This is a genomic window from Ruegeria sp. AH12, assembly GCF_056541465.1.
Genome location: NZ_JBQFYL010000001.1, coordinates 510,379 through 524,220, shown reverse-complemented (window position 1 = coordinate 524,220; position 13,842 = coordinate 510,379). Strand labels below are relative to the sequence as shown.

General features: G+C 57.5%; 14 protein-coding genes. 9 read left to right on the top strand and 5 right to left on the bottom strand.

Annotated elements, in window-relative coordinates:
• The first annotated feature begins 430 nt into the window (after positions 1-430).
• The 3 genes from ACR0EL_RS02650 to ACR0EL_RS02640 all read left to right on the top strand — a co-directional run bounded on the left by ACR0EL_RS02650 (position 431) and on the right by ACR0EL_RS02640 (position 4,098).
• Complete coding sequence (locus tag ACR0EL_RS02650) at positions 431-1,867, top strand: Do family serine endopeptidase (RefSeq protein WP_480497971.1); 1,437 nt, start codon at positions 431-433, stop codon at positions 1,865-1,867.
• Between the two features lie 193 nt (positions 1,868-2,060).
• Positions 2,061-2,741 (top strand): response regulator transcription factor, encoded by a 681-nt coding sequence (locus tag ACR0EL_RS02645; RefSeq protein WP_170530173.1) that lies wholly within the window; start codon positions 2,061-2,063, stop codon positions 2,739-2,741.
• Positions 2,734-4,098 carry an ATP-binding protein gene (locus ACR0EL_RS02640; protein WP_480497969.1) on the top strand — a complete coding sequence of 455 codons (1,365 nt, stop codon included), beginning with the start codon at positions 2,734-2,736 and terminating at the stop codon, positions 4,096-4,098. The genes ACR0EL_RS02645 and ACR0EL_RS02640 overlap by 8 nt, the downstream gene beginning before the upstream one ends.
• 2 nt (positions 4,099-4,100) lie before the next feature.
• Here ACR0EL_RS02640 and ACR0EL_RS02635 read toward each other — a convergent pair whose 3' ends face one another.
• The 3 genes from ACR0EL_RS02635 to ACR0EL_RS02625 are packed head-to-tail and all read right to left on the bottom strand — an operon-like array spanning position 4,101 to position 6,832.
• Positions 4,101-4,568 carry a CYTH domain-containing protein gene (locus tag ACR0EL_RS02635; protein ID WP_480497967.1) on the bottom strand — a complete coding sequence of 156 codons (468 nt, stop codon included), beginning with the start codon at positions 4,566-4,568 and terminating at the stop codon, positions 4,101-4,103.
• On the bottom strand, positions 4,565-5,320 hold the full coding sequence (locus ACR0EL_RS02630) for a ParA family protein (protein WP_480497965.1): 756 nt from the start codon (positions 5,318-5,320) through the stop codon (positions 4,565-4,567). Before ACR0EL_RS02630 ends, ACR0EL_RS02635 begins: the two co-directional genes overlap by 4 nt.
• A 3-nt stretch (positions 5,321-5,323) precedes the next feature.
• Positions 5,324-6,832: a CHAD domain-containing protein gene (locus ACR0EL_RS02625; protein WP_480497963.1), complete on the bottom strand. Its 1,509-nt coding sequence runs from the start codon at positions 6,830-6,832 to the stop codon at positions 5,324-5,326.
• 97 nt (positions 6,833-6,929) lie between these two features.
• On the opposite strand from ACR0EL_RS02625, the gene ACR0EL_RS02620 reads away from it, so the two are divergent.
• On the top strand, positions 6,930-7,277 hold the full coding sequence (locus tag ACR0EL_RS02620) for a TfoX/Sxy family protein (protein ID WP_480497961.1): 348 nt from the start codon (positions 6,930-6,932) through the stop codon (positions 7,275-7,277).
• Between the two features lie 53 nt (positions 7,278-7,330).
• On the opposite strand, the gene ndk is transcribed toward ACR0EL_RS02620, so the two are convergent.
• Together ndk and ACR0EL_RS02610 are read right to left on the bottom strand one after the other, a co-directional pair.
• Positions 7,331-7,753 carry a nucleoside-diphosphate kinase gene (gene ndk / locus ACR0EL_RS02615; RefSeq protein ID WP_008757405.1) on the bottom strand — a complete coding sequence of 141 codons (423 nt, stop codon included), beginning with the start codon at positions 7,751-7,753 and terminating at the stop codon, positions 7,331-7,333.
• A gap of 103 nt (positions 7,754-7,856) precedes the next feature.
• On the bottom strand, positions 7,857-9,059 hold the full coding sequence (locus ACR0EL_RS02610; RefSeq protein ID WP_480497959.1) for a multidrug effflux MFS transporter: 1,203 nt from the start codon (positions 9,057-9,059) through the stop codon (positions 7,857-7,859).
• 109 nt (positions 9,060-9,168) lie between these two features.
• On the opposite strand from ACR0EL_RS02610, the gene ACR0EL_RS02605 reads away from it, so the two are divergent.
• The 5 genes from ACR0EL_RS02605 to ACR0EL_RS02585 all read left to right on the top strand — a co-directional run bounded on the left by ACR0EL_RS02605 (position 9,169) and on the right by ACR0EL_RS02585 (position 13,764).
• Positions 9,169-11,022 carry an ABC-F family ATP-binding cassette domain-containing protein gene (locus ACR0EL_RS02605; protein ID WP_480497957.1) on the top strand — a complete coding sequence of 618 codons (1,854 nt, stop codon included), beginning with the start codon at positions 9,169-9,171 and terminating at the stop codon, positions 11,020-11,022.
• Positions 11,019-11,639, top strand: coding sequence for a MarC family protein (locus ACR0EL_RS02600; protein ID WP_170530189.1), 621 nt, complete (start codon positions 11,019-11,021; stop codon positions 11,637-11,639). Before ACR0EL_RS02605 ends, ACR0EL_RS02600 begins: the two co-directional genes overlap by 4 nt.
• Before the next feature lie 41 nt (positions 11,640-11,680).
• Positions 11,681-12,262 (top strand): TIGR02281 family clan AA aspartic protease, encoded by a 582-nt coding sequence (locus tag ACR0EL_RS02595; protein WP_170530191.1) that lies wholly within the window; start codon positions 11,681-11,683, stop codon positions 12,260-12,262.
• 48 nt (positions 12,263-12,310) lie between these two features.
• A complete protein-coding gene (locus tag ACR0EL_RS02590) occupies positions 12,311-12,937 on the top strand; it encodes an ImuA family protein (RefSeq protein WP_480497955.1) in 627 nt (208 codons plus the stop codon).
• 230 nt (positions 12,938-13,167) lie between these two features.
• The gene (locus ACR0EL_RS02585) at positions 13,168-13,764 is read left to right on the top strand and encodes a YceI family protein (RefSeq protein ID WP_480497953.1); all 597 of its coding nucleotides are present in this window, start codon (positions 13,168-13,170) and stop codon (positions 13,762-13,764) included.
• The last annotated feature ends 78 nt before the right edge of the window (positions 13,765-13,842 follow it).

Genomic DNA, 13,842 nt, shown 5'->3' with positions numbered 1-13,842 from the left:
GTCAACATTACTTTAAGTTGTGTCCAAGATGGAACCCTTGCGGCGAAACACCATTTATGAGCACGCATAATTGATCCAAAGGCAATAAAAATAGCCAGTTAGTACATGAATTTCTGCACCAGTAAATTCAACGCTCAACCCAAGGACGATCACCTAATTTTCGAATTTTGAGTGGTGCGCATTGTCCCCAAAAGAAAGGCAATGCAATAAATTTGATTGTTTGACGCCGATTTTGGCAACAATCCACTGATTCTTCGACGCGGCCATTAAGGACTCAACGAATCCCCAAGCGGCGATGATCTGCACTCAACTGCCCCTTTGTGGCAAAATTAAGTTTTCTTAACGAAACCATCAGGTAACACCCAGATTATCGGCATATCTCCGGCTTTAACGCGCGGTTGCAATCGCGTGAAACACACAGGAGACCTAAATGAGCATCCGTAAATCCTCGCTTCTTTTGCCGCAGAAATCCGGCTGGATCGGCGCAAGCGCACTGGGCGCCGCGTTGCTTGCATCCACTGCCCTGCCCGCGCTGGCGGATGAAGCGCTGGCTGATCTGGTCGAAACCGTATCCCCTTCGGTCGTGACCATCATCGCCGAACAGGACCCGACCACTCGCCCCGCATTCGGCCAAGACTTTGACCTCGACTCCCATCCGTTTGGTGAGTTTTTTAAGCGCTTCGGTGGACCCGAAGGCTTCCAGGCACCACAACGCGGTCCGGCACAGGGTTTGGGATCGGGGTTTGTGCTGGATGAGACCGGGTACATCATCACCAACCACCATGTTGTCGACAATGCCACAAGCGTGACCGTGCGCCTGAACGATGATCGGAGTTTTGAGGCTGAAGTGATCGGCACCGACCCGCTGACCGATATTGCCGTTCTGAAAATCGATGCGGGCGAAACGCTGCAAGCCGTTGAACTGGGTGACAGTGACTTAATCCGTGTTGGCGAAGATGTGGTGGCCATCGGCAACCCGTTCGGGCTCAGCTCGACCGTGACCACAGGGATTGTATCAGCCAAGGGCCGCAACATCTCGCAAGGGCCATATGCCGAGTTCATTCAGACAGATGCAGCAATCAACAAAGGCAATTCCGGCGGCCCCCTGTTCAACATGGAAGGCGAAGTTGTTGGCGTGAACTCGGCCATCTATTCGCCAAGTGGCGGATCTGTCGGTCTTGGCTTCGCCGTCACCTCGAACATTGTTGAACATATCGCAGCCGACCTGCGCGACGATGGTCAGGTCAGCCGCGGTTGGCTGGGTGTTTCGATCCAGAATGTCAGCCCGGAGCTTGCCGCTGCCTTGGGCATCGACCAATCTACCGGTGCGCTGGTCTCAGATGTAGTGGCAGGCAGCCCAGCGGAAGGCGTCCTGCAGCAAGGTGACGTGATTCTGAGCTTCAACAATAACGCCGTTGATAATAGTGGCGATCTGCCGCTTTTGGTTGGCACCACCAAGGTGGGCACTGAAAGCACTCTGACGGTGCTACGCAATGGTGACCAGCAAGAGCTTCAATTGACCATCGGCCAGCATCAGTCGGCATCAGCCGAGGCGGATATTCCGGTCGATCCCGAGGTCTCGGGCACCCAACTGGGTGTGACCGTCGCTCCGCTGACCGATACCGCACGGGCCGAGATGGGCGTGGCACAGGGTGTAGACGGCGTGGTTGTGACTGATCTGCAACCAGACAGCCCGGCGGCTAAGGCCGGTCTGCAGCGCGGTGATGTCATCGTCAAACTGGGCAGCCAGGACACGCTGACACCCGACGCGCTCAAGGCCGCGTTGGACAGCGAAAAAACTGATCCGGCACTGGTGCTGATCAATCGCGGTGGCAACCAGATTTTCGTTGCGGTCGAGATCGCCTGATCCCAAACCCGCGCACGCCTCATGATGGGGATATTTGGCGTGCGCCTCCCGGCCGGATTGGTTTGTCCGCAATCCGTCGGGCGTGCCGGGTGCGCGAGGCTGCACCCGGCACAGAGTTGTTGAGGCAGCCCCGTCAAAACCATGTGCTTTGTACGGAAATTGTGTTTAAATTCCGATAGAAAGGAACCCGATCATGAGCCGACGCCTTCTGATTGTTGAAGATGACGAAGACACACGGGACTTCATCGCCAAGGGCTTTGGCGAAGAAGGATATGTGGTCGAGGTTGCCGCTGACGGCCGCGAGGGTCTGTATCACGCCACCGATGGTGGATTCGACGCCGTCGTGCTGGATAGGATGCTGCCCGGGTTGGACGGGCTGTCGCTGATCAAATCCATGCGCGCAGCCGGTTTGAAGACACCGGTTCTGATGTTGACCGCGATGAGTGCGGTGGACGAGCGTGTGAAGGGGCTCAATTCGGGCGCGGATGATTATCTGGTCAAACCCTTCTCGTTCCAGGAACTACATGCGCGGATCGAGGCGCTTCTACGCCGCCCTCAGGAATCGGAAGAGACACCAACCCTGACCTGCAAAGACCTTGAGATGGATTTGCTGACTCGCAAGGTCACCCGCGACGGGCATGAGATCACCCTGACCCCGCGCGAGTTCCAGATTCTGGAGTTTTTTCTGCGCCGCAAGAACCGCGTCGTGTCACGCACCATGCTGCTGGAAGGCGTTTGGGACTACCACTTCGACCCGAACACCAACGTTGTCGACGTCCATATCTCGAAACTGCGTCGCCAGTTGGACGAGGGCGGAGAAGCACCGTTGATTGAAACCGTCAGAGGTTCAGGCTACATGATGTCTGATGGATAACCTTCGGCTTTCTCTGAATAATTCCCGAACGCGGCTGGTACTGGCCAGTATGGTGCTCAGCATTTTTCTGACGGCAACCGTACTGGCCTTGGTCTATTTCACAGCAAATCGCAGCATTGAATCCGAGACCCGATCAGTGGTTTCCGCTGAATTAACTGGGCTGGCAGATGAATATGAACGTCGTGGGTTGATCGGCCTGATCACAGCCATCGAACGCCGCCTTCCCAGCGCATCGGAGCGCGATGCGCTGTACCTGCTGACAGATCGGTTCGGCAACAAGCTGGTTGGAAACCTCAAGCAATGGCCCGAGCATATTACAGCTGGTAGTGGCTGGGTGGAACTAGAACTGCGCCGCGCTGACAACGACCAACTTGTTCCCGTCTCAGCCGCCTCGATCCGCCTGCCCGGCCAAGAGCGCCTGATCGTCGGTCGAGACGCTGTCGCACGTCAGCAGTTTGATCGGGTTTTGCTGAGATCCGTGGCGCTGACCCTTGGCATTGCTCTGGTTCTGAGTGTGCTCACCGCATGGCTGTTCACCCGCTTGGTCTTTTCCCGCCTGTCGGACATCGCCAGCACAGCAGAGAACATCGTCTCGGGTGATCTGTCCCGACGTATGCCCCTGCGTGGTACCGGCGATGAGTTCGACCAGGTGGCGGGGACGCTGAACAACATGCTCGACCGGATCGAGGAACTGATCAGCAACCTACGCACGACATCAAATTCGATTGCGCATGATCTGCGATCCCCCCTGTCGCGTCTAAAACAACGGGTCGAGGCGCTGTCTGACCCGGGTAAAAGCGAGCAGGAGCGCGAGGCTGATATCACCCGCGCTACTTTGGAAATCGACCACGTCTTGCGTGTGCTGGGGCAGCTAACCGAAATTTCACGGGCTGAGGCCGGCTTGGGCCGCGAACAGTTCGAAGAGGTCGATCTGCAGCACCTCGTTAGCGATGTGATTGAACTCTACGACCCGGTTGCCGCTGACCAGAACATCCAGCTTAAGGTCGAAGGAGAGGCCGCACCAGTGCAGGGTCACCGCCCGTTGCTATCACAAGCGCTGTCGAACCTGTTGGAAAACGCAATGCGATACGCGCCGGAGAACACGACCATTGCCATCACAATTGGTGAGGACGACCAGTTCGCCCAGCTCAGCGTGCGCGATCAGGGGCCAGGCGTCCCCGCCAAAGATCTGCCCCGCCTGCAATTGCCTTTTGTCACGCTCGACCCTGCCCGAACCGAGCGTAATGCCGGGCTTGGCCTAGCACTGGTTGCTGCGATCACGCATATGCATGGAGGGAAGTTCGTGGCCCGCAACTGTGATCCGGGCCTTGAGGTTACGCTGAACCTGTCACGCTGAGTCTAGCCAGGCGCCCCATCAATGGCCAGGTTCTTGTTTTTATAGCGTTTATCTTCGGTCACATCAGCACCAAACCACGCGGGCGGCGTGAAACCAAGTGCCTCGGATTCGCTGGAAAATTCCACTTCGACCAGTCGCAATGGTGCCAACGCACCCTGAAAGATATCCAGCTCGAACTCCCGCCCATCTGGCAAACTGTTGGTAAAGCGTTCTTTTTCAACACGTCGCCCCTCGGTTTCGGGCCAAAAGGTTTCGAACTGTTCAGCGGACATCTCGGTCTCACGCTCCACCCGAACCAACCCCCCTGCACCTTTGAGCGTCAGGAAATACTGGTCATTCTTCTGCCGCAGGCGCAGTTCGGTCGAATCCTCGGGGGCGGTCAGATAACCCTGTCGCACCACAGCCTTTTGTGCACCGCTCAGGTCTGGCAGGCTGTTGACCAGAAACTTACGTTCGATTTCCTTGCTCATTCGGTCGAAACCACCCCGTTTTCCACCTCGTTATAGAGTGCCTGATAGGCCGCCCCCGCCGCACTGCGCGGGGCATAGGTCAACACCGGTGCGCGATGTTGACCCATCTTTTCGACATCCGCCGCAAAGGGAATGCTGCTGCGCATGAACCTTTTTCGATAGGTCTTTCGCATCGCCGCGATCGTCTGCTGATGTAACGTTTTGCGCTGCTGCACCATCGAAAAGAACGCTTTCAGCTTCTTCTTCGGCAGTTTGTGCTGGTCGAAGAACCCAACCAGCTGCTCAAAGGTCCGTTCGGACAACGTTGTCGGGATCACCGGCACAACGATCTGGTCTGCGGCCTTAAAGATGTTTTCGGACAGGGTCGAAAAGTTGGGCGGACAGTCCAGGATGATGACATCGTAATCACTGCCCGCCGCCGTCAGAGCCTTTTTCAAGCGCGACCGACTGTTCCGCATGCGCGACAGAAACACATCAAAGTCACGAAAGGTCAGGTTCGCGGGAAGAATATCCAGCCCTTCGAAATCACTTGCACGAATGGCGCTGGTGAAGCGCTTAACATCCTCGAAGAACCGCGCATCCGTCAGCTTCTTCGAAGGTTTCACACGGAAATAGAACCCTGACGCCCCCTGCGGATCAAGATCGCACAGCAAGACCAGCTTGCCCGCCGCCGCATAGGCGTGGGCCAGATTGACCGAAGTGGCGGTTTTTCCAACACCGCCTTTGTTGCTGTAACAGGCAATGATTTTCATTCCTCACTCCTTGGACCGATGAAACAGGTGGCGAAACATCTGACGGGTGTCAGGGGCATCAAATTGCTGGAAATTGGCGATTACACGGTCACGCTCGGCCCGCTGACGTTGGTCCAGCACGGCGATCAGCCCTCCAACCGCCAGACCAATCTTTACATCAACGCGTCGTTGGGCATTGGATTGCTGCGCGGCAAACTGCTGCAACGCCTCTTGCTGGACCGAGTAATCATTGAACAGCCCCAGATTATCCTGAAGCTTTTTCAGGGGCTTGAGAATGGACTTGAAATCTTTCGCATCGAAAAGGGGCGCAAAGAATTCCATCAGATAGCGCAATTTCTTACAATCGATCCGCAGGTCATGCACAAGCTCATCCGGTGTTTCAGGCGTGATGCTGCGCGCAATCTTGCAGACCTTGCGATAGCGCTTCCAGATCAGGGCGCAAGCATGATCATAAGCCCGGCGCTGCGCGTTTGGACCTGGCTGTAGACGTTCGGTGGTGCTGAACAGCGCTGTTAGCTCTGCCATCTGACTTTGGTAGGCTTTGCTGCGTAACCTGCGGGTCAGCCGCGAGAGTTCCTGCATGCGTTCCTTCTGGAACTGCCCAAACATGGCATCCAATCCGGGATGAAGTGTGTGCGGCACAAGGCTGTAATATATGTCTTTTTCCAGAAGATAGACATCCAAATCCCGCACACGCCCGGTCGGGGTCATCATATCTGAGAAGGTCTTTTTCAGCGTCGCAGTTTGATCGTCAGAGAAAACTCCTTTGAACAAGCTGATGACAGATCGTATTCGGCGCAGAGAAACGCGGTAATCATGCAGGAATTCGGTATCGATATCAGCGATAAGTCTACTTTCATTTTGCTGCGCAACTTTTAGAAAAGTATGAATAATATCAGTAGCCACCTGAATCGAAGGCTCTGATCGCCCCAAAGTGATCTCGGGCTTTGCCCGATATGGGACCTCACCCGGCTCTAAAGCTTTAACAATTGCAGACAGGTCAGCTCTGTCCGAACCAGCCGCCAACATCGCGTCGCAGGCACGGAGGTAGGCCTTGTCATACCCCCGCAGACGACTGAGGCGTATAACCGTCACCTGCCCGTTTGCGGTCGACAAAACCGTGACGCGACCTCGCACCTGTGTTTTCTCGAGATCATCCAGAACCGCAAGGCTGCCTTCCTCGACCACGCCCGAAGTAATTTCCATCAATGCGCGCAATTTTGGAAACCGGTGCAATGCATCGCGGACCGGACCGCCTGGCAGGTCTTGTGCAAAACGCCCCTCACCCTTGGACCTTTGGCTCCAACGCGCGCCTTTACCATCCAGCAGATGCAATGACCCACCGAACTCAAGAAGCGTCCGACCGGATGCGCGGATCGACTGGTCATGACAATCCAGCAGAACAAAGGGCTTGGAGGCCCGTTCCGGATCATATCGCAGGTTCAGCCCGACAAACTTTGCTGGATCAAACGCGCCGCGCAGGACAAACAACGTCTCAGTCTCGAAACTCATGGTGTCATGAAATCTTCAGATCCGTCGGAACACAAGCAAAACCGGAATGCGCCAATGCTGGGGTGACAGCGCTAGGTTGGACGTTTAAACCAAACCCATGTCCGAACCTGTGTCATCGATCAGAAATCTTGGCCCTGCCTTCGAAGAAGCTTGCGCCCGTGCAGGGATACACTCCGCGCAGGATCTACGTGAACTGGGCGCGGATGAGGCCTACACCCGGCTGTTGCAGGCCGGAACCAAGGCACATTTCATCGGCTACTACGTGTTGGTTATGGGCCTTCAGGGTCGCCCATGGAACGACTGCAAAGGTGAAGAGAAAAAGCAATTACGTCAAAGGTTTGACGCGATCAAAGCCAGCGCCAAACCCGCAGCGGAAAGCCAGTTGGTCTCAGACCTGAACGCGATCGGGGTGCGCGTGTCCGCAAGTGATCTGAAACAGGTTTGAACGAAAAAGGCCGCCCCAAACGGAGCGGCCCGAAATCAGCACGAAACAGTGGCTTAGCCGACCAGTTCGATACCCGAGAAGAAATATGCGATCTCAACAGCCGCAGTTTCCGGAGCATCCGACCCGTGGACCGAGTTTTCACCGACCGATTCAGCGAACTCGGCGCGGATGGTGCCGGGGGCTGCATCTGCAGGGTTGGTTGCGCCCATGACTTCACGGTTCTTGGCAATGGCGCCTTCGCCTTCCAGAACCTGAACAACGACCGGAGCCGAGGACATGAACTCACACAGTTCGTCATAGAACGGACGCTCGGCGTGGACATCATAGAATTTGCCCGCCTGAGCTTTGGTCATGTGAATGCGCTTTTGCGCCACGATGCGCAGGCCGGCTTCTTCGAACTTGGCATTGATCTTGCCAGTCAGGTTACGGCGGGTTGCATCGGGTTTGATGATTGAGAATGTGCGTTCCAGTGCCATGTCGGCCTCTCCTTACAATGTGGCGCAGGGTATGCGCCGAAATCCATCGCGCGCCGGGTAACATGGTACGGCGCGTATGAAAAGCGTTATGATGGTTCACGGCTCAGATCGCCTGGGGCAGCGGGTCGATCCTGTCCAACCTGCGGACGTAAAGCACCGCTAACAGCCCAACAAAACTGCTGCCGCTCATCATGCTCAGCACCAGATACGGGCCATTTTCGGGGCTGACGAATGCACCTGTCATCGAGGTCAGGATGGCACCAAGCGCGACGACCATCGCCCCGGACAACCCCGCCGCACTGCCTGCCAGTTTGGGCCGTACCGACATCGCTCCGGCCGAGGCATTGGCGTTGGTCAAACCATTGCCAAATCCAACACAGATGGCCGACCCGAAGAACACCCAGACCGAGCCGTGTCCACCTACAAACAACAACAAACCGAAGAACGGACCAACCGAGGCCACGATCCGTCCACATAAGATCATAGTGGTTAGCCGAGTGTGCGTCGCGATACGTCCAGTGACAAAGTTGCCCACCATGAAGCCACCTGTGATGATCCCGATCCCTAAGCCCAGCATCGCCGGGCTAAGGTCGAACCACGCAGCGGCGACCAGGGGCGCGCCAGTAATGAAGCTGTAGAACCCGCCGATCGAGAACGCGGCACATAGCGCATAACCCCAAAATCGGCGGGCGCGAAGTAAATGCGGGTATTCTTTCAATTGCGCGGCCAAGGTTGATGAACGGTCTGTGTTGGTCTCTCCCATGTCGAACCATAGCAAGGCCAACAGCCCTGCCCCAAGCACCGAATACAGAACGAACCCCGCGCGCCAGCCGAACAGCATGTCCAGCGCGCCGCCCAGCATTGGACCCAGCATAGGCGCGAGCGCCATGGCCATCGCGACATATCCTAGCTTGCTGGCGGCTTCGTTGGGCGGATATCGATCCCGGATCGAGGCACTGGACAGAACCGACCCGGCTACGACGACAGCCTGCAACAGCCTGAAACCCAGAAAAACCCAGATCGACTCGGCCAGCGTGCATCCGATTGATGCGATCACGAAGACGGTCATGCAGATCAACAGAACAGGCCTGCGCCCAAACCGATCTGACAGCGGCCCCATGATCAGTTGCAGCACCGCCGAGACGGCCAGATATCCTGCCACTGACAAGTTCACGAGGCCATAGTCGACCGCGAAGTCGTCGCTCATATGCGCTAGCGAGGGCAGGAACATATTCAGCGACAACACGGAAAGTGCGGTGGCGAAGATCAGCGTGATCAAATTTGGGGGCGTCCGGGCCGCGCGCATGTCGAAAACCGTGTCAGAAAAGCAAACGACACAGCGCTAACACATTGCCCAGCGCTTGAACATGCCAAGCCGCTGGCGGCTGCATCACGGCTCTGCTAAGAGCCCCCTCATGCTACGGATCGAAGACATCACCTATGCCGTTGAAGGCCGCCCCTTGTTCGAAGGGGCCAGCGCGACCATCCCCGATGGCCACAAGGTTGGTCTGGTGGGTCGGAACGGCACCGGCAAGACCACTCTGTTCCGACTGATCCGCGGAGAATTAGCGTTGGAATCCGGCGCCATCTCGATCCCGAAACGCGCGCGGATTGGTGGCGTGGCGCAAGAAGTGCCCTCATCCGATGTGTCCCTGATCAACACCGTTCTGGCGGCTGACACAGAACGCAGCGCGCTGATGGCCGAGGCTGAAAGCGCCACGGACCCGGCACGTATTGCAGATATCCAGACCCGTCTGGCCGATATCGATGCCTGGTCGGCTGAGGCTCGGGCGGCGTCAATCCTTAAGGGCCTTGGCTTTGATGACGAAGACCAGTTGAAACCGTGTTCCGATTTCTCTGGCGGCTGGCGAATGCGCGTTGCACTGGCGGCAGTGCTGTTCTCGCAGCCCGACCTGCTGCTTTTGGACGAACCGACCAACTATCTGGACCTTGAAGGCGCGTTGTGGCTGGAGAGCTATCTGGCGAAGTATCCGCATACTGTCATCATCATCAGCCACGACCGCGGGCTGTTGAACCGGGCCGTTGGCTCGATCCTGCATCTGGAAGACCGCAAGCTCACCTATTACGCCGTGCCTTATGACAAATTCGCCGAACGCCGCGCGGAACGTCTGGCACAGGCAGAATCTGAGAACGCCAAGGCCAAGGCCCGCATCGCCCATCTACAAAGCTTTGTGGATCGCTTTCGCTATAAAGCGTCGAAGGCCGTGCAGGCCCAATCCCGCCTAAAAATGATCGAACGCATCCAGTTGGTCTCGACCCCGCAAGAGGCCGCGTTGCGCGCGTTCTCTTTCCCAAAACCCGAGGAGCTTTCGCCCCCGATCATCCAGATCGAAGGTGGCGTAACCGGTTATGGCGAGACTGAAGTGCTGCGCCGTCTGAACTTGCGCATTGATCAGGATGATCGCATCGCGCTGCTGGGGAAAAACGGTCAGGGCAAATCGACCCTGTCCAAGCTGCTATCCGACAGATTACCCCTGATGGCAGGTCAGATGGCCCGCTCCAACAAGCTGCGCATCGGCTATTTCGCACAGCATCAGGTGGATGAGCTTTATGTGGACGAAACGCCTCTGGATCATCTGCGCCGTCTGCGCCCAGATGAGGCTCCGGGCAAGTGGCGGTCGCGTCTGGCTGGGTTCGGATTGAACGCCGGTCAGGCAGAAACCGAAGTCGGGCGTCTGTCGGGTGGTCAAAAGGCGCGCCTGTCGCTTCTGATCGCCACTATCGACGCGCCACATATGCTGATCCTGGACGAACCGACCAACCATCTGGACATCGAAAGCCGCGAGGCGCTGGTCGAGGCGCTGACCGCCTATTCCGGTGCGGTCGTTCTAGTCAGCCACGACATGCATCTGCTGTCTTTGGTGGCGGACCGGCTCTGGTTGGTCTCGGACGGCACCGTCAAACCATTTGATCAAGACCTCGAAGCCTATCGCGCGATGCTGCTGGCCCGCGACAAGCCGGTGAAGCAAAAGCCTCAGGCAACACAGCCCAAGCGCCCCTCGCGGGATACCATGTTGGCCCTGCGCGCCGATCTGCGCAAGTGCGAGGACCGGATCGAGAAGTTGACAGATATGCACGACAAGCTCTCGGCCAAACTCGCGGACCCGGCCTTGTACGAAGATGACAGGATCGATGATCTGGAAACCTGGAACCGCAAATTCGCCGAGGTGGTGGAGGCCATGCAAAAGGCCGAGGCGCTGTGGGTCGCGGCCGCCGAAAAACTGGAGCAGGCGGAGAATGCCGCATGATTGACGCTGCCTTCTTCATCACCGCCTTCACCACTTTGTTCGTCGTGATCGACCCGTTCGGCACCGCGCCCATTTTTGTCGCCATGACACAGGATATGGACGCGCGCGCAAGGCGGCGCACGGCCTATCGCACCTGTTTGGTTGCAACCGGCATTCTGATTGCCTTCGCCGCCTTCGGAGAGGCGGTTCTGGGCTTTGTCGGCATCTCGATGGAGGCGTTCAAGGTTGCCGGTGGCGCGCTGCTGTTCCTGACCGCATTGGACATGCTGTTCGAACGCCGCACCAAGCGGCGCGAGGATCGGGCTGAGGAAGAGGAACATAACGACCCGTCGGTCTTTCCACTCGCCATCCCTCTGGTCGCCGGGCCGGGATCGATTGCGACGATCATTCTGTTGTCCGGACAGCATCCGGGTCTTCAAGGAATTGCGGCGGCAGTGGCCGTAATGCTGGCTGTCATGGCCGTGGTTCTGTTGTTCTTTCTAGCCGGTGGTCTGATCGCCCGCATTCTGGGCAAAACGGGCTTGAATGTGCTGACCCGTCTGCTGGGCATGCTGCTGGCGGCTCTGTCTGTTCAGTTCATTCTGGATGGCCTCAAGGCCTTTGGGTTTGCGTCGTAAATCCCCATATAGAGTGCAGAATAAACTGTAAGGGCAATGGCATGAATGGCGACGATATCGGGCGTTTGGTGTATCTGGTCGTGCTTGGCGCGGCCATATTGCTGTGGTTTGTCGCCCAGAACCGTCAATCCCTGAACAAGACCCTGCAACAGGTCATGGCCTGGGTTTTTATCTTCGTGGGGGTCATCGCGGTCATTGGCTTGTGGGAGGATATTCGATCCTCGGTCAGCCCAGCCCCACAGATGGCGGTTACCGGCGATATGATCGAGGTGCCGCGTGCCCAGGACGGGCATTATTACCTGCCAGTCACCGTGAACGGCGAACCCATTGTGTTCCTTGTGGATACCGGGGCCAGCCAAATCGTGCTCAGCGCGCAGGATGCGGAGCGTGTGGGCATTGATCCTGATCAGCTGAATTATTTCGGGCGCGCAATCACGGCGAATGGAGAGGTTCGAACAGCACCTGTGCGGCTGGACAGTTTCGAACTGGGTCCAATTGCCGATCGCAATGTTTCGGCCTGGATCAATGAAGGAGAGTTGCACCAGTCGCTGCTGGGCATGGATTACTTGCACCGGTTTTCCAACATTCAGTTCACCGATGGCCGGATGATCCTGTCACGTTAGGCGCGTTCACAACTTGAGAACAAAATAAGAACATGATATATACATATCATGTCTGCTCAGCTTCTTGGCGCCAAGCCCGCGCGTCCCGCGCCGGGGGTCAAACTTCATGATGAGGTCACCCTGCAACAGGGTCGCGTGCACGAAGCCTGCGGCCCCGCCCGGCGCAGCTTCGCCATGTGGCTTGCCGGGCAGACCCAAGGGCCGGTCTTGTGGATTTATCCCGCATGGGAGCTGGGCCAGCTGAACCCCCACGGAATGGTCGATTTTGCTGACCCCGGAAGATTTCTCTTTGCTCGCCCCAAACGGGCCGAGGACCTGCTGTGGTGCATGGAAGAAGCCCTGCGTAGCCGAGCCGTTCCGCTGGTCATCTGCGATCTGCCCGGTGCGCCGGGTCTGACACCGGTGCGGCGGCTGCATCTGGCAGCGGAACAGGGTGATATAGGGCAGCCCCCGCTGGGTCTGTTGCTGACCCCCGGCGACGGTGGTGCGCAGGGGGTCGAAACGCGTTGGCACATGGCCGCTGCACATCGGGATGAGGCGAACCGCTGGATCCTGACCCGCCGCCGCGCCCGCGCCCTGCCCCCAGCGAGTTGGCAGGCCACTATGGCAGCCCCTCGCGCACAGATGCATCTGCAACCTGCGAGAAGCGACGAAGACCGTTCACGCAAGATGTGATTGGCCGGGCCAAGGCGATCGCCCTAGCGTTTCCAACAAATAAGCGCGCTCATCGATTGTTGCCGGCGAACCACCCACGGCAATTGATTTGAGGCCGGAGCGAATAAGACTGCAAGCTCGCGTGTTAACCAATCATTACGTCCTGCGTTCTAGCGTCAGGACAGCAGATATCAGCACAGGGGCGGATCAGACCACATCCGGCATGGGCAACACAGGCGAAAGGGATCGGCATGACCAGAATGACCAGACGCAGTTTCGTAGCTGGATTGGCACTATGGCCCAGCTTGGGGGCGGCACAATCCGTGATGATCCCCTATGCGCTTGCGCCTAAGGGCACATCGGTCGGGTTCACCTTTGATCTGTCCGGAGTGGCGCAATCGGGCACCATGCCGATCCAATCTGCCAACATTCAGCTGGATACAAAACGCCTGCAAAACAGCAAGGTAGATGTCATCCTGAATGTAGCCGCCGCGCGAACACGTTTGCCCTTTGCGCGCGGACCCATGTTGGGCGAAAGCGTGCTCAATGCTGATGCGCATCCGACCATTCGCTTCACCTCGACCAAAATCCAGCTTGGTCCAGGCGGGCGCATCTCGGATGGGGCCTCGATCAAAGGCGACCTGACCGTACGCGGCATTACCCGGCCGGTGACCCTTAATGCAGCGCTTTATCGTGCGCCCGGCAGCGCTGCGGATGATCTTGATGCCCTGTCGATCCAGCTGACTGGTGCGCTGGACCGTCATGCATATGGGGCCTCCGGCTATCCCGATCTGGTCGATGAGACGGTTGGCCTTAACATCATGGCGCAGATCACACGCCTGAACTAATCCGAGAATTCGCAAAAAACGACACCTAGGCGTCGATAAAACGTGCGCAAGTTCTGCAAGACCGGTAGAGCGTGGTCT

Bases quoted from the DNA above. Each gene is read 5' to 3' on its own strand.
- ACR0EL_RS02590 (WP_480497955.1), top strand. From the start codon at position 12,311: ATGTCTGCTCAGCTTCTTGGCGCCAAGCCCGCGCGTCCCGCGCCGGGG.
- ACR0EL_RS02585 (WP_480497953.1), top strand. From the start codon at position 13,168: ATGACCAGAATGACCAGACGCAGTTTCGTAGCTGGATTGGCACTATGG.
- ndk (WP_008757405.1), bottom strand. From the start codon at position 7,753: ATGGCACTGGAACGCACATTCTCAATCATCAAACCCGATGCAACCCGC.
- ACR0EL_RS02620 (WP_480497961.1), top strand. From the start codon at position 6,930: ATGTCCGAACCTGTGTCATCGATCAGAAATCTTGGCCCTGCCTTCGAA.
- ACR0EL_RS02640 (WP_480497969.1), top strand. From the start codon at position 2,734: ATGGATAACCTTCGGCTTTCTCTGAATAATTCCCGAACGCGGCTGGTA.
- ACR0EL_RS02650 (WP_480497971.1), top strand. From the start codon at position 431: ATGAGCATCCGTAAATCCTCGCTTCTTTTGCCGCAGAAATCCGGCTGG.
- ACR0EL_RS02635 (WP_480497967.1), bottom strand. From the start codon at position 4,568: ATGAGCAAGGAAATCGAACGTAAGTTTCTGGTCAACAGCCTGCCAGAC.
- ACR0EL_RS02630 (WP_480497965.1), bottom strand. From the start codon at position 5,320: ATGAAAATCATTGCCTGTTACAGCAACAAAGGCGGTGTTGGAAAAACC.
- ACR0EL_RS02610 (WP_480497959.1), bottom strand. From the start codon at position 9,059: ATGCGCGCGGCCCGGACGCCCCCAAATTTGATCACGCTGATCTTCGCC.
- ACR0EL_RS02605 (WP_480497957.1), top strand. From the start codon at position 9,169: ATGCTACGGATCGAAGACATCACCTATGCCGTTGAAGGCCGCCCCTTG.
- ACR0EL_RS02595 (WP_170530191.1), top strand. From the start codon at position 11,681: ATGAATGGCGACGATATCGGGCGTTTGGTGTATCTGGTCGTGCTTGGC.
- ACR0EL_RS02600 (WP_170530189.1), top strand. From the start codon at position 11,019: ATGATTGACGCTGCCTTCTTCATCACCGCCTTCACCACTTTGTTCGTC.
- ACR0EL_RS02645 (WP_170530173.1), top strand. From the start codon at position 2,061: ATGAGCCGACGCCTTCTGATTGTTGAAGATGACGAAGACACACGGGAC.
- ACR0EL_RS02625 (WP_480497963.1), bottom strand. From the start codon at position 6,832: ATGAGTTTCGAGACTGAGACGTTGTTTGTCCTGCGCGGCGCGTTTGAT.